The organism is Polynucleobacter necessarius (assembly GCF_900096765.1).
In the GTDB taxonomy this organism is placed as follows: domain Bacteria; phylum Pseudomonadota; class Gammaproteobacteria; order Burkholderiales; family Burkholderiaceae; genus Polynucleobacter; species Polynucleobacter necessarius_F.
Genome location: NZ_LT615228.1, coordinates 988960 through 1004270, shown reverse-complemented (window position 1 = coordinate 1004270; position 15311 = coordinate 988960). Strand labels below are relative to the sequence as shown.

16 protein-coding genes are annotated in these 15311 nt (G+C 43.3%); 14 read left to right on the top strand and 2 right to left on the bottom strand.

The features are described 5' to 3' along the window. Positions 1-40 precede the first annotated feature (40 nt). From DXE33_RS05160 to DXE33_RS05100, 13 genes are all read left to right on the top strand, one after another. A complete protein-coding gene (locus DXE33_RS05160; protein WP_114638965.1) occupies positions 41-466 on the top strand; it encodes a surface-adhesin E family protein in 426 nt (141 codons plus the stop codon). Positions 467-767: 301 nt separating this feature from the next. Then, positions 768-1322, top strand: a complete 555-nt coding sequence (locus DXE33_RS05155) for an HD domain-containing protein (protein WP_162785420.1) — start codon at positions 768-770, stop codon at positions 1320-1322. Beyond that, on the top strand, positions 1319-2164 hold the full coding sequence (locus DXE33_RS05150) for a phosphonate ABC transporter ATP-binding protein (protein ID WP_114638963.1): 846 nt from the start codon (positions 1319-1321) through the stop codon (positions 2162-2164). The genes DXE33_RS05155 and DXE33_RS05150 overlap by 4 nt, the downstream gene beginning before the upstream one ends. A 20-nt stretch (positions 2165-2184) precedes the next feature. Next, positions 2185-3132: a phosphonate ABC transporter substrate-binding protein gene (gene phnD / locus DXE33_RS05145; protein WP_114638962.1), complete on the top strand. Its 948-nt coding sequence runs from the start codon at positions 2185-2187 to the stop codon at positions 3130-3132. After that, positions 3129-3941, top strand: coding sequence for a phosphonate ABC transporter, permease protein PhnE (gene phnE / locus DXE33_RS05140; RefSeq protein WP_114638961.1), 813 nt, complete (start codon positions 3129-3131; stop codon positions 3939-3941). Before phnD ends, phnE begins: the two co-directional genes overlap by 4 nt. A gap of 3 nt (positions 3942-3944) precedes the next feature. Further along, positions 3945-5018, top strand: a complete 1074-nt coding sequence (locus tag DXE33_RS05135) for an iron-containing alcohol dehydrogenase (RefSeq protein WP_114638960.1) — start codon at positions 3945-3947, stop codon at positions 5016-5018. Beyond that, a complete protein-coding gene (locus DXE33_RS05130; protein WP_162785419.1) occupies positions 5008-5769 on the top strand; it encodes an FAD-dependent oxidoreductase in 762 nt (253 codons plus the stop codon). Before DXE33_RS05135 ends, DXE33_RS05130 begins: the two co-directional genes overlap by 11 nt. Before the next feature lie 48 nt (positions 5770-5817). Beyond that, positions 5818-6159, top strand: coding sequence for a hypothetical protein (locus tag DXE33_RS05125; RefSeq protein ID WP_114638958.1), 342 nt, complete (start codon positions 5818-5820; stop codon positions 6157-6159). Next, positions 6156-6884, top strand: a complete 729-nt coding sequence (gene phnX, locus DXE33_RS05120) for a phosphonoacetaldehyde hydrolase (RefSeq protein ID WP_162785418.1) — start codon at positions 6156-6158, stop codon at positions 6882-6884. The genes DXE33_RS05125 and phnX overlap by 4 nt, the downstream gene beginning before the upstream one ends. Positions 6885-6980: 96 nt before the next feature. Further along, the gene (gene phnA, locus DXE33_RS05115) at positions 6981-8255 is read left to right on the top strand and encodes a phosphonoacetate hydrolase (protein WP_174222289.1); all 1275 of its coding nucleotides are present in this window, start codon (positions 6981-6983) and stop codon (positions 8253-8255) included. A gap of 208 nt (positions 8256-8463) precedes the next feature. Then, positions 8464-9603, top strand: a complete 1140-nt coding sequence (locus DXE33_RS05110) for a D-serine ammonia-lyase (RefSeq protein WP_331851796.1) — start codon at positions 8464-8466, stop codon at positions 9601-9603. Between the two features lie 8 nt (positions 9604-9611). Further along, entirely contained in the window at positions 9612-11018 is a 1407-nt protein-coding gene (locus DXE33_RS05105; protein ID WP_114638955.1) for an amidase, read from the top strand. A gap of 22 nt (positions 11019-11040) precedes the next feature. Next, positions 11041-12009 (top strand): Bug family tripartite tricarboxylate transporter substrate binding protein, encoded by a 969-nt coding sequence (locus DXE33_RS05100; RefSeq protein ID WP_114638954.1) that lies wholly within the window; start codon positions 11041-11043, stop codon positions 12007-12009. 73 nt (positions 12010-12082) lie between these two features. Here DXE33_RS05100 and DXE33_RS05095 read toward each other — a convergent pair whose 3' ends face one another. Then, the gene (locus DXE33_RS05095; RefSeq protein ID WP_114638953.1) at positions 12083-13489 is read right to left on the bottom strand and encodes a DUF2252 domain-containing protein; all 1407 of its coding nucleotides are present in this window, start codon (positions 13487-13489) and stop codon (positions 12083-12085) included. Positions 13490-13622: 133 nt separating this feature from the next. On the opposite strand from DXE33_RS05095, the gene DXE33_RS05090 reads away from it, so the two are divergent. After that, positions 13623-14837 carry a glutamate carboxypeptidase gene (locus DXE33_RS05090; protein ID WP_114638952.1) on the top strand — a complete coding sequence of 405 codons (1215 nt, stop codon included), beginning with the start codon at positions 13623-13625 and terminating at the stop codon, positions 14835-14837. Here DXE33_RS05090 and DXE33_RS05085 read toward each other — a convergent pair. Then, entirely contained in the window at positions 14774-15229 is a 456-nt protein-coding gene (locus tag DXE33_RS05085; protein ID WP_197712000.1) for a Fic/DOC family protein, read from the bottom strand. The two genes, DXE33_RS05090 and DXE33_RS05085, sit on opposite strands and share 64 nt — an antisense overlap. Positions 15230-15311 lie beyond the last annotated feature (82 nt).

Here is a 15311-nt window from a genome sequence, read left to right as displayed (position 1 = left end):
AACGATCAGAAATAATACGCTGCCACACAAAGCATATTTAATGGATGAAACCAGCATGAAAAAACTTTTAGCATTTGGGGTCTCATTACTTGCACAGCTTTTATTGGTACAGTCTGCTTGGGCCTATCTTTTGCCTGTGTCGGGTTATACGGATGAAGGTAATCTCTACATAGATACAAATACAATCATAAGAACCCCTCCAACGGTGACTTTTACTTATGTAGAGAGTTTTAATCAATGCAAAAGTTATGGTGCCATATCCTACTTATCAAAAGCCACCAATATTCGACTGGATTGCAATGCAAAAAGACTGTTTGCATTATCGGAAAGTTATTATTCCGGGCCAAATCTTCACGGTAAATTGCTTGGTAATTTCCAATTAAATGATCAATTTGGCTCATCTCCCTCAGGCGATAATTGGCCAGCCAATTTATTAAAAATAGGTTGTATGCCTCGTCGATATTAGGATGCTGATGACTGGAGAATGTGCGGGTAGAGGATTTATGATGTTCTATTTAGATGCTTCTGGTTATTGAAATAAGTACTGCAAACGAATTCATGGGTGAGTGGCGCTGTAAATATACTCATTGCTTGATCCAAACTCATGTCATGGATGGATAATTGATTAAAGCTTGCTGAGTCAAAATATATGGCAAGTAGGGGCCGGAGAATATTGCTCACGATTGCATAGATGCTCTTTTGAGCGTTAATTTTGGGTATTACAGGGCTGACATTAAATCGTCATATTTGATTGCGATATTGCTGTGGTGGAAACATCTATCCAAGCAATCTCCGAGCTCTATCAAAAAAAAGGCGATCTTCACTACGACGGTGAGGGGGTCTCCCAACTAGCTCATGCTTGGCAATGTGGGCAGCTTGCTAAAGAGAGTGGTGTTAGCCCTCAATTGCAGTTAGCCGCTTGGCTGCATGATATTGGACATCTTCTATCCAGCAAAGAGGGCACCCCAACTAGTTATGGATACGATGATCATCATGAGCAAATTGGCGGAGCTTATCTAGCGCAACTTTTTTCCGAAGAAGTCAGTTGCCCGGTTTTGATGCATGTTAATGCCAAAAGATATTTAGTATCAACTGATCCGGAATATCGCAAACTCTTATCTCCCGATTCCATCAGAAGCTTGGCGCTTCAAGGAGGGGAAATGACTTTAGAAGAGTGCAATCAATTTGTCACGATGACTTTTGCGCAGGATGCTATTTTATTGCGCAAATGGGATGAGTTGGGAAAGAACTCGGAATTAAAAATCCCCGCAAAGGAAGTTGTAATAGCTTGCTTAACTCAGTTGGCTCAAGAGTGCATATGAATAGCGTTCTAAAAATAGAAGATGCCAGTAAGACTTTCTTCTCAAATGGCAAGAAGAATCGGGCTTTGTGCAATGTATCTATTGATGTTGCCGCAGGCGAGAGAGTGTCTTTATTAGGAGCGTCTGGTTCGGAGAAGTCCACTCTCATTCGAGCTATTTGTGGATTAGAGGTTTTGGATAAAGGTAGTGGAGAAATCCTCATTTATGGCAGGCAGATGCAGTCGAATGGCCATTTACCTAAGAACGTGCGACAAATGAGGAATGAAATTGGCACCATCTTTCAACAATTCAATTTGGTAAACCAATTAGATGTGATAACAAATGTTTTGATTGGTATTTGCCCTCAAAAGAGTGTTGCCGAGATTATTTTTCGACGGTTTTCTTTGGAAGAAAAGGCTAAAGCCCTAGATGCGCTTGAAAAGGTTGGTTTGATTGATTTTGCATACCAAAGAGCATCAAATCTTTCAGGCGGACAGCAACAACGAGTTGCGATAGCCAGGGCATTAATCAAGGGTGCAAAAATTTTATTGGCTGACGAACCAGTCGCATCCTTAGATCCCGAATCATCCAGAAAGGTGATGGAGACTATGGTCAATTTGTCTGAGAAATTAGATCTCACATTCATTACTAGTTTGCATCAGATTCCAGTTGCCAGAAAGTATTGCGAGAGAACCATTGCCTTAAATAAGGGCGTAGTAGTTTTTGATGGTCCAACCAAAGCATTAACTGCTGACATCTTGGCAAATTTATACGGATCCAATCTCGATGATTTGGATTTTGATGATTTTTCTAGCGTTCAAGAGCTTGGTGTATCTGAGCCAAAGCTCGCATTAGTTCAGTAGACTTTTTTTGGGAGATTCAAATGAGAATAAGCAAATTACTTTTGGCCGGGTTAATGGCTTTATCAGTATGTGTGGCACAAGCTAAAGAAATTAGTTTTGGAGTTATTTCCACGGATTCTGCCGCAGCTCAAAGAGACCGTTGGGAGCCCTTTTTCAGAGACATGGAAAAGCAAACAGGCCTAACAGTGAAATCATTTTACGCGCCAGACTATGCCGGAGTGATTGAGGCAATGCGCTTTAATAAAGTACAGGTGGCTTGGTTTGGAAATAAAGCAGCCATGGAGGCTGTTGATCGTGCGAATGGTGAAGTCTTTGCGCAAGTAGTTTACGCCGATGGTGGGGTCGGTTACACATCTTACTTAATTACCCAAAAAGATTCTCCCTACAATAATGTGGATGATGTAATTAAGAATGGTAAGAGCATCAATTTTGGCATTGGTGATTCAAACTCCACTTCTGGATTCCTGGTTCCGAGTTATTACATCTTCGCTAAGCGAAATATTGAGCCAAGAGAAGTTTTTAAAACAGTTCGCAACGCAAGCCATGGCGCAAATATGCAAGCAATTCTTGCTAAACAACTCGATGTTGCCACCAATAACTCCGAAGAAGTTGATCGCTTGGCTGCTACCAAGCCTGAGGCAGTTCAAGAGATCAAAATTATTTGGAAGAGTCCTTTAATTCCGAGCGACCCATTTGTATGGCGTAATGATTTGGATAAGGATACAAAAGAGAAGTTGAAAAAATTTGTATACAACTATGCTAAAACCAATCCAGAAGAAAAGGCAGTACTCAAGAATATCTATAACTATGGTGGATTTAGACCATCTACTAATGCTCAATTAAATCCAATTCGTCAATTGGAGTTGTTTAAAGAGATCCGTAAGGTAGAGTCTGACACTACTATGAGTGATGCTGATAAGGCTAAAAAAGTTGCTGAACTCAACGAGGCCTTGGCCAAGATCAAATGAGTGGGTCTGTTTCAGAGCTTTCCTTAGATCGAGCTAAGGCGCGAGCCTTCGAGGAGAGGCATGGCCTGACCTATTACATAGGGTGGGGGCTATTCTTCTTGGTATTAGCCTGGGCCTGGCAGGGCGCAGAAATGCGCCCCTTGGATCTGATTAAAGATTCTGGCAATATGGGCAAGTATGCCGCCGACTTTTTCCCTCCAAATTTTAAGGATTGGAAGCTATATGTAGGGGAAATGTTAATTACTGTGCAGATTGCAATTTGGGGCACCTTGCTTGCAATCCTTGCTGCTGTTCCCCTGGGCTTGCTCAGCGCCTCTAATGTAGTAAGTCCCTGGATGTATCAACCAGTGCGTCGCTTGATGGATGCCTTGCGTGCAATAAATGAGATGGTGTTTGCCATGTTATTTATTGTGGCAGTTGGACTTGGCCCATTTGCTGGGGTTTTAGCTTTATTTGTACATACCACTGGCACCTTAGCAAAATTATTTTCAGAAGCTGTTGAAGCGGTTGATCCGAGACCAATTGAGGGTATTAGGGCTACAGGCGCTCATCCAATGGCTGAGATTGTTTATGGAATCTTGCCTCAAGTGATGCCTTTATGGGTTTCCTATTCTTTGTATCGATTTGAGTCTAATGTACGCTCTGCTTCAGTAGTGGGAATGGTTGGTGCAGGTGGAATTGGAGTCATTCTTTATGAAGTAATTCGTGGGTTTCAATACCCTCAAACCTGCGCAGTTTTGATTATTCTGATTATCACTGTAACAATCATCGATTTAATTTCTTCCTATTTAAGGAAGCTTGCAAGTTAAATAATGCCTAAGCCTAGTATCTATTTTGGTGCAGGCTTACTTGCAGAGCTAGAAACACTTTTTCCTGATCGTGGTTTTCATATTTTGCGAATTCCAGAGATTTCTGATGCAGATATGAGGAAAATCAGATCATCATTGCAAGGTAGAGTTCTTTCGGAAGTGGTTTATCAACAAGGTATGCCAGATATTAGAGTCGTTGAAGACCTCCAGGATAATTTTTGGAGATATGCTGATTGCGGTAACTCTGTTCTACTGGGAATGGGTGGTGGTAGTGTGATGGATGCTGCTAAAGTATTGCGCTTTAAGCCTGACGGCAAGGCTTGGTTAAGCAGGCATCTTGATGTTTCAATAGCAGATCAGAGTCTCCCAAAAATGCCCCTCTTGTTGGCCTCTACTACTGCAGGCACGGGTAGTGAGGTGACTCCTACGGCGACAATTTGGGACTTTGAAAACCAGTGCAAACATTCCTTTTTTGGACCTCAGGTTCTGGCCGATGTTGCCATCATTGATCCCCGCCTTTGTCTTGGAGCTCCCTGGATTATTTCGCGCGATGCAGCAATTGATGCTCTTTCGCATGCATTAGAGGCAATTTGGAATATCAATCGTACAAAAGAAACGGATGATCTTGCGATTAATGCTGCACAGAAAATTTGCCGTTATTTACCTCTTCTTCGCGATGATTTAAATAATCTAGAGTATCGTCAAGCACTTTCAGAATCGGCATTGTCTGCTGGTATGGCTATGGCCAAAACACAAACGGCACTTGCACATGCTTTGTCATATGCGCAGACAATGAATAGTAAAAAAACGCACGGTCAAGCTTGTGCCTACTGGTTACCGTATGTATGGCAATTATTGATTCAAAGCAAATGCGAATCCAAAATTTTGATCTCTATTAATCAGGCGATTGGAGAATATTTTTCAACTCCGACCGAGATGCAAGAATGGCTACTTGCTCTTGGTTTTTCGGTATATCCTGCGCTCACGCGTGACAAAACAGTTGAAGATCAGGTAAATGTGGTTAGACTTTCTGCTCGAGGAAAAAACTTCGCAGGATTTAGCGTTAATGACAAATAAAAATTATGATCTGCTGGTAGTGGGTTCTGGTATTGTGGGATTGGCGCATGCTTATGAGGCCAAAAAAAGAGGTTTATCAGTAGCAATCGTTGAGCAAAACGCTAGTTGTACGGGCGCCTCTATCCGAAATTTTGGTTTTATTACGGTCTCAGGGCAAAGTAGCCGGGACACCTGGCGAAGGGCAGTGTACTCAGCGCAAGTCTGGCGGGAATTAGCCTCTTTGGCGAACATTAAAGTATTGCACCAGGGCACGTGGATTGTATGCCAGCGCCCAGAGGCGGTTGAAGTGGCCAAAGCATTTCTCCAAACACCGATGGGGGTTGACTGTAAATATTACCCTCTGGCTGACTATCCCACTTTAGAAGCACTTGGCCATTTCAATATCGAGAGTCTAAATTTAAAAAATTCATTAGGTCTTTTATACAGCCCCCATGAATTTAGAGTTGAATCTAGAGAAGCCATTCCTCAGCTGGCAAATTATTTCGAAAACGAACTAGGTATCGACTTTTACTGGGAGACTGAAGTCCTATCGATTTCTGGAAGCGCTATTCATACTTCAAATAATGGTTTGAATGCTCAAAGAATCGTGCTGTGTCCGGGATCGCAATTGACTGGTGTAGCAAAACCTTTTATTGAAAAATATGATTTGAAGCTGTGCACTCTGCAGATGCTCAGAGTCAAAGTTCAGGATGGGTTTGTGCTCCCAGGTAGCATCATGACAGACAACAGTTTGGCTAGATACCTGGGGTAGTCAGAGTTACCGGAAGCAACTGGCCTCAAAGAGCGTATCGCAAAAGAGATGCCCGAGTATGTCAAAGAGGGCATCCATTTGATCGTTGTCCAAAGTGCGGATGGTAGCTTGGTAGTCGGGGATTCTCATCACTACGGATCATCTGAAGATGTATTTGCAAGCGAGAGAATTGATCAAATGATTATTGAGTTGATGTATCGGGTTTTAAATATTACTGAGCACTCAGTAGTTGAGCGTTGGACAGGAGTCTATCCTTCTTCGAGCATCTGTGATGCTTTGATTGAGAAGGTATCTCCGTCAATGCGGGTTGCAATAGTAAGTAGTGGAACAGGTGCAAGCACAGCCTTTGGGCTTGCAAAAGATAATTTTGATGAATGGTTGGGGCAATGATTAAAACTTCGATTGAGGCAATTATTTTCGATTGGGCGGGTACAACGGTAGACTTTGGTAGCAGAGCCCCAATGGGAGCCTTTGTAAAGCTGTTCCAGTCTGAGGGTGTCGAAATGTCAATCTCGCAAGCCCGTATCCCGATGGGAATTAATAAGTGGGATCATATTAATGCTCTTTTAAGCCTTCCAGAGATCCAAGCACAATGGGTGCAGATACACGGAAGGCCACACGCCTCTTCCGATGTTGACCGATTGTTGGAAATATTTGTGCCAATGAATAAGGTCAGTATTCAAGAGTGTGGTCAATTGATTCCTGGCGTAGCTGAGCTGACCAAAAAGCTCCGTGAGCAGCACATTAAGATTGGATCCACAACAGGATATACGAAAGAACTCTTAGATATATTGTTGCCAATAGCCAAAGAGCAGGGGTATGCGCCTGATGCCCTCTCTTTTTCCGGAGATACGCCACTGGGGAGACCATCGGCGCAAATGATGCATAAATGCGCTACACAACTGGGTTTAGATAACCCCCTCTCATTTATTAAGGTGGATGATACCGAGCCAGGGATTGAGGAGGGTAAGGCTTTTGGTTGCTGGACTGTGGGTGTTGCTGTTAGCGGAAACGCGCTGGGCTTATCTCTAGAGGAGTTAAATGCGCTAAGCAAAGATGAGGGCCGACAATCACAAGGATTTGGCAAGAATCAAAATGAAAGAAATGCGGCCTGATTATGTGATTGATTCGGTGGCAGACTTATTGCCCATCATTGATCAAATTAATAGACGCTTGGATTTGGGTGAAAAGCCGAACTCTTGGAGTTGAGTATGAATCTGCACCCTGAGGTAGTGGTAAATGGTGTTAGCTACCAATGGCCTAAAAAGCCTACTGTTTTAATCTGTATCGATGGCGGAGATCCTGAATATCTTCAGCAATTATTGAGTGAAGGCGTCGTACCGCACATTGCCCAATTTATTCAAACTGGGTTTAGTACGATAGCTGATGGCACGATGCCCAGCTTTACTTGCCCTAACAACATGTCGATTATTACCGGCACCCCCGCCTCGAAGCATGGGATCTCTGGGAACTTCTATTTAGACACCAATACATGGGAGCCGGTTGTGATGACTGGTCCTGAGTTATTGCGGGGCGATACTATCTTGGCCAAATTTGCCGATGCTGGAGCGAAGGTGGTTTCCATTACGGCGAAAGACAAGCTTCGCAAGCAACTTAGTAAAAGCTTGGACATATCTAGAGGCAATATTTCATTTTCTTCCGAGTTTGCGAGTAAATGCACGCTTGCAGATAATGGGATTGAAAATGTTGAAGAGCTCGTAGGTATGCCTGAACCCAGTATTTATTCCATGGAGCTCTCATTATTCGTTCTTAAAGCAGGCATTGAGTTATTGAAGCGCGAAAAACCAGATTTGATGTACCTCTCATTAACCGATAGGGTGCAACACAAATATGCACCTGGTGAAATTGAGGCCACTCGCTTTTATCAGCAGCTTGATGCATGTTTTGGAGAATTAGATCGTTTAGGTGCTGTAGTGGGATTAACGGCTGATCATGGTATGAGTGACAAGTCAGACGCTCAAGGTAAGCCCAATGTAATTTGGCTTCAAGATATATTGGATCAAAAATTAGGTAAAGCTGATGTACAGGTTGTCTGTCCAATAACCGATGCCTATGTAGGGCACCATGGCGCATTGGGAGGATTTATAAGAGTTTGGTGCCGCGGTAGGGCTACACCAAGTAAGGTGATTGAAGCTATCGCCGGCATTGATGGTATTGAGCAAGTCCTGGATAAAGAAAGCATATGCAAGTTATTTGACCTTCCTCGCGATAGAGAGGGGGATGTTGCAGTTATTGCAAGAAAAGATGTCTGTATTGGGACTTCGGCAGTCAATCATGATCTATCTGGTCTAGAGGGCCATCGTCTGAGGACGCATGGGGGCACATCAGAGGCAAAGGTGCCTATCATTTTTAATCGACCTTTGAATGAAAAATATAGGGCTAAGGCCGGAGTAAGCACACTAAAGAGTTATCAACTAATGGATTACGCTTTAAATGGTCTAGACCTTAGTGGCGAGGGGCTTTAATTATTTTTTAATAGAAGTTGCTCTCAATTGTTTTCCTGTCTGAATGGAATTTCTAACTTGCGGAATTTATTAAGTTGCTAGAATGCCTGTATGGATTCTCTTCATTCCTTGATAGGTAATGCTCAACCAGTATTTTGGGAGAACCCAAGGTGTTTTTCGAGTGATGAGCTTGCGTCCGATTTATCGCTTGGATTGACAGATATGCATTGTGCGCAAGATCGTTTTTTTTCGATTTGCCCCGTTGCTTGCCGATATATTTCCGGAATTACTTAGCACAGCAGGTCTAATCGAGTCTGAGCTTTTGCCTGCTCCTCATATGCAAGGGGCTATTGATTTTCCAGAGGAATGTGGACGTCTCTGGATAAAGGCCGACCACACATTACCGGTAGCTGGATCGATTAAAGCGAGAGGTGGATTTCATGAGGTGCTTGAGTATGCCGAAAATTTGGCGATTCAGAGCGGCTTAATTGGGGCATCTGACAACTACCGAGCTTTCAATAACCCCGCCGTGCGAAATCTATTCTCCAGATATGAGATTGCCGTAGGCTCAACTGGCAACCTAGGCTTTGGGGTAATGGCTGCAGCGCTTGGATTCAAGGCGGTTGTGCATATGTCTGCTAATGCCAAAGAATGGAAAAAGACGCGGTTAAGAGATCGCGGAGTTCAAGTGATTGAGCATCTTGGGGATTATGAAAAGGCTGTGAGCGCTGGTCGGGTAATGGCTGAAAACAATCCTAATGCTTATTTTGTTGATGATGAGCGATTTCTTTCGCTATTTTTAGGTAACGCAGCATCTGCCATTGGGCTCAAGGAGCAACTCCAGAATCAAGGCATTGTGGTTGATGTCAAACATCCACTAATTATTTATATTCCTTGTGGGGTTGGTGGGGCTCCCAGCGGAATCGCTTGGGGATTGAATCAAATTTTTGGAAAGAATGTCTATTGTTACTTTGCTGAGCCCACCCAATCTCCTTGTTTTCTGCTGCAAATGCTAGCGAACAATGGAGAGCATCCATCAGTTTATGATTTTGGATTAAATAATCGCACAGAGGCCGATGGACTGGCCGTCCCTCGGGCGTCGCTGTTAGCTGCTCAAGCCATGCGTAATATTATTGCTGGCGTCTTTACAGTTCAAGATCAAACCATGTTTAATGATTTAGCCAGGTTGTATCACTCTGAAGCTATGGCTATTGAGCCATCGGCAGCGGCAGGCTTCGCGGGACTTCAGCGGCTCAAAGAGAGCTCTCTGTGTTCATCAAGCGCTAATCATATCGTATGGACAACTGGCGGCTCTCTTGTGCCTGAGTCTGAATTCAATTCTTTCCTTCAACGTGCATCTATCAGTTAATTATCTAAATGAGTGAAATCTTCTATCAAAGTGCAACGAGCTTGGCGCACGTAATAAAAACAAAAAAACTCAGCGTGCTAGAGGTGATGGATGCCCATATTGACCGAATTGAAAAATACAATTCAGCTATTAATGCGATCGTGACTGCTGACTTAGAGGCTGCGCGTCAGCATGCTAAAGATGCTGATAAGTTGCTGGCGGCAGACAATCCTATAGGGCCATTATTTGGTTTACCTGTGGTACATAAAGACAATGTTTCCACTAAAGGAATGCGTACGACTTTTGGCTCTCTTGCTTATGAAAATAATATTCCGAATCAGGATAGCTTGATCGTTAAAAGGCAGCGTGATGCAGGAGCAATTACTCTGGGCAAATCCAATATGCCTGAGTTTGGTGCTGGATCGCATACCTTTAATGAAATTTTTGGCGCCACTAAAAATCCTTATCACTTAGGGGTATCAGCAGGTGGCAGTAGTGGCGGTGCTGCCGCTGCTTTAGCGGCTGGTTTTGTGCCTCTCGCTGATGGGTCGGATATGGGCGGCTCCTTACGAAACCCCGCAAGTTTCTGTAACGTTGTTGGCTTGCGCCCCTCTCTTGGAAGAGTGCCTATCGTACCCTCAAGTTTCCCCTTTGGTACTTTAGGTGTAGCAGGCCCCATGGCTAGAACTGTAGAAGATGTGGCACTTTATTTATCTGTTATTGCTGGGCCTGATCCACGAGATCCATACTCTGCAGCAGCGGACTCACAAGTGGGGTCTGTGTTGAGTAATATTGAAACTAAGGGGATCAAGTTGGCTTTTAGCGCTGACATTGGTGGCCTACCTTTTGATCCTCAAGTATCCAATGTCATTGCACAAAGTTTGCCTATTTTTGAGTCTATGGGATGTCATGTAGAGCAGGCAGAGCCTGATTTTTCGGAGGCCGACTTCGCCTTTGAGGTCTTGCGCGGTATTGCATTTGCGACTAATTTTGGCCCATTAAGAGCGGCTAAAGGCGATTTATTAAAAAATACTGTGGTATGGAATATTGATGTAGGACTTAATCTTCGGGGTGAAGAGATAGCTAGGGCTGAGCGAATTCGATCGGCAATGTTTTTAAAGATGGAGCAATTTTTATTGAAGTATGATTTCTTAATATGCCCTACTGTTCAAGTGCTACCTTTTGATATCAACATGGAATACCCCTTAGAAATTAATGGCACAAAGATGGGTACTTATATCGAGTGGATGAGGTCAGCATGCCGCATTACGATTACAGGGCATCCAGCGATTTCAATTCCCTGTGGTTTTAGCGACGGTGGTTTGCCGATAGGAATTCAAATCGTTGGACCATATCGTCGGGAAAAGCGATTATTAGAATTTGCAAAGCAGTTTGAATTAGCCAATCCAGTGGGTTTGATTAGGCCGGCGCTGTAAAACTGAGATTAAGGAAATAATCATGGGACTTTTAAGTAGATCAGTATTTGCAATATTGTTTTTAATTTCATCGGCTTCCATTGCCCAGTCTTATCCAGATAGACCCATTAAGTTGATCATTCCCTTTACACCTGGGGGATCTACGGATGTTATAGCCCGAATTTTGGCAAAGCCTCTTGGGGAGGAGTTAAAAACAGGAATAGTCATCGATAACAAGCCTGGTGCTGGTACAGTACTTGGCGCGGAGATTGTTGCTAAGTCCTCCCCAGATGGATATACCTTGCTTCTTTCTTCTGGCACAACTTACGTTGTTAACGCAGTAGTGATGAAAAGATTGCCTTATAACCCTCAGACTAGTTTTGATCCTTTAGGAATTGTTGGATCAACCGGTTTGGTGTTGCTTGCAAATAGCGAGATAGTTAAGGCAAATAACTTGAAAGAGCTGGTGACCGAAGCTAAAACAAATCCGAAAATTTCGGCTTATGGCTCATTTGGGTCGGCAACTACTTCGCACTTTGTGGGTGAGATGCTCAATGCCGCAACTGGGCTGAAATTAACTCATATTCCCTACAAAGGGAGCGCTCCAGAAATGAGTGATTTAATTGGTGGGCAAATTCCACTATCAGTTGATACAGTTGTTGCTGCCGTCCCTCAACTAAAGAGTGGAAAAATAAAGGCAATATTTGTTACCAGTCAGAAGAGGGCGCCATTATTGCCAAAAATTCCAACAGCTATTGAAAGTGCTTATCCATCAATTCACATGAGTACTTGGTTTGCCATAGTGGGCCCCCAGGGCTTGCCAGCCCCAGTGCAACAGAAACTTGAGTTGGCAATTGCAAAAGTTATGTCTCAAAAAGAGACAAAGGATGCATTGATTGCCAGTGGATTTGATCCAGAATATGGAACGCCAGAGCAATATCGGGCAAGGGTATTTAGAGAGTCTGGACAATTACAAAAAATTGCAATACAAGCTCAAATTTCTGTTGAATGACAGATATTTGAATAGGAATTAATGGTTTGAATTTCAGGTAGTGTTGCCCAGATTCTGCTTGCCGATCAAAGCATTAAAAATGATTAGAAGCGCAGGATATTTTTCCAGACTGAATGGCCTGCAGAAAGGTTTCGTAATCAGATTGATTTTGCTTGCTATAGGCAATAGAAAAGTTGACAAGAGCATCATCCAAAACTTCACTTTTCCCACAGTAACCAGCCAACATCGCAGCATCACCTGCTCGCGCATGGGCATTGGCTAAAGCCCAACCAAAGAGTTTTGCAAAATCGGGGAAAACATCGGCGTTAATTCCATCGCCGCCAATAGATATTCCCCCCTTCATGTCACGTAATTGACGGATGTAGAAATCAATCTCAGAGGTTTTTCCAAATCCCAAGAAGAGATCTGGTGCGCCCTGAATGAGGCATTGCCCATGCACTACACGGGCACCTTCAGTAGCATATTCAGTATCTGGAAAGAAAGAGCTTAAAACTGATTTTTGAGCTTCCTTGGCTTGCAAAAATAGTGGGTCATTGACATCTCTTCCTTCAAAATACAGTACCCAACAAGCAGTGCCGACGCTGCCGACACCGACCACTTTACGTGCCCAGTCAATCCATTTATACCTCAGTAGCAAATACCTTCGATCTGCAGCCAAAGAATCAATATAAGAATTCAAGCTTTCATCATTCAATGCTGCTATGTCAGTGCCATGATTAGATAGCGTAAGGTGCTCAATCAGGGGAGGCTTCTCTATGAGTCTGATGCCATTGGGTGTGACTTCTGTGATTTTGCCAATTAGGCCTTGGTTATTGTTTTTCCTTGCCTTGTTAAGCAGTTTATTGAGATATTTTTTACTAATTGAGTTTGCATATTTAGCGGCTGCAGCTTTTAATGCCTTTTCATGTATGTAAGTACGCTTTAAGTCAATGAAGGACATCGCCGCATAGAGATGTAAATATTTGCGATATGTGGAGCATATATTGCGGACAATCAATTCCCCATAGATTTGATCCTTGCCTAATAGTTGAGAGGCAATCATCGCACTTGCTACAAGACGCTTTAAATCCCAATCAAAATTTCCGGGAAGTGTTTCGTCAAAATCATTGATGCCAAAGACTAGTTGATGCTCGGTAGTGGAGAAGAATCCAAAGTTACTAACGTGCATGTCTCCGCAAAGCTGAACTGTAATAGGAGGGCTTGGGGTGTTGGATAAATCCTTTGCCATAATGGCTGCACCACCACGATAGAATGAAAAAGGATCGGCTGACATGCGAGCATGACGTATGGGGATATATTCTGGAATGCGTTTTTTGGCTTGGGCAAGCAAAATATCAACAGGGGATTGGCGATTACGCTCTGGATGAAATTTACCAATTGACGAACGGCTAACGACTTTTCGCAGGGATTTGCCTGTCTTGATGCGCTCACTGGGGCTGGGATTTTTTATAAGGAAGGACGTATAGAGTTCGCTGGCCATAATGAGATGATGCCATAGGCCTGCTAGTGTTTAGTGAGATTTGAGCTTGCGGCCAATTCACTTGAAATCTGCTCTAGTTGGCGATAAGTGAACATTTTATGTATGATCATTTGGACATCCATCTGGAGGGGAAATGAAAAAACTCTTTTTAGTATTTTGGGCTGTTATTTGCAATAGCGCAATCTGCATTGCCGCCCCACAAGAGCCAATTTATTCAGTGGTTGAAAAGGAACAAAAACCTTTTTTAGATACTCTGAAAGAGTTGGTGTCTATTGAGTCCGGGAGTAGGGATCGTGATGGGCTCGATCAGATATCCCAGCTCATTTTTAATCGATTAAAAGCGCTGGGCGGACAAGTTGAATTTATCGAACCAGGTGCCAATATGTATCGTATGTACGATACTCCAGAAAAGCCAGGCAGAATGGTTAAGGCCGAGTTCAAAGGCTCTGGCACAAAGAAAATTCTCTTAATTGCCCATATGGATACCGTGTATCTGAAGGGTATGCTAGCTAAACAACCTTTCAGAATTGACGGAGATCGTGCTTATGGCCTTGGTATATCAGACGATAAACAGGGTATCGCATTAATTCTGCATACGCTGGATAGCTTAAAAAAGTTGAAGTTTAAAGATTACGGAAAAGTCACCGTACTCATCAATGGTGACGAGGAAATTAGCTCTCCTGCAGCTCGTGCTTATTTTGCAAAACTCGGTGCTGAGCATGATGCTACATTTTCCTGTGAGGCTTCGCAAGCAAAGTCTGATCGTATTGCTTTAACTACTGCCGGGATTGCGGCAGTGAATTTAAATATCACCGGAAAAGCGTCGCATGCTGGCTCCGCGCCTGAGTTGGGACGCAATGCTTTAGATGAGTTGTCATTCCAGATTCAACAAATGCGCGACCTATCTGACCCTAAAGAGGGCATCAAAATGAATTGGACTTTGGCAACAGCAGGCACCAATCGCAATGTAATTCCTTCTGTTGCATTTGCCACTGCTGATGTACGGGTAATGAAGAAGGAAGATTTTGACGTGATAGAGAAAAAGGTGCGAGAGCGTTCTAAAATTCAGCAAATTCCGGATGCCAAGGTCGACGTTGCATTTGAGCGTCGACGTCCACCTTTGGTGACCAGTCCTCAGTCCTTGCAGATGGCTGAATATGCCAAGAAAGTATATGCAGAGCTTGGCCGTGATTTGGTTTTAGGCACCACTGCTGCTGGCGGTGGTACTGATGCGGCATTTGCTGCTCTCGACACCCAGAATCCCGTGATCGAGAGTATGGGAGTTCAGGGATTTGGGGCGCACTCCAATGATGATGAATACATTTTGGTGGGTTCCATTGCTCGATAAATTTGTTCTTGCTCTAAATCTGAGTAATCAAGCTTATAGCCAGCCGCTTCACTTAGTTGGGAGATAAATATGCGTTGTACGCGTCTATTTCCTTCTCGGAAAGGGTGAAGGGCATTTATCTCCGATAGATAATGGGCTAATCTTTTTGATAGAGCATTGGCATTAAGACCTTTTAGGTGATTTTCTCGGGCTAGCTTATTAAAGAAATCGTTTGCTGCAGATTCAATAAATCGTACATTTGCAAAACGACTATTTCCGCGACTAATATCTACAGTGCGAATCTTTCCAGCCCAGTCATATACATCTTGGAAAAGCGTTAAGTGGATGTTCTGTAGATGGGCTAGATCAAATTTTCCTGATACAGGATTCTCAATGATTTCAATTGAGCGCAAAGTAGATAGTTCACCTTCGTAGGTGTCTAATTCATTTGCGTTAGTTATTTCTGCTTGATTTCGAAGTACATCTGTACCTGGT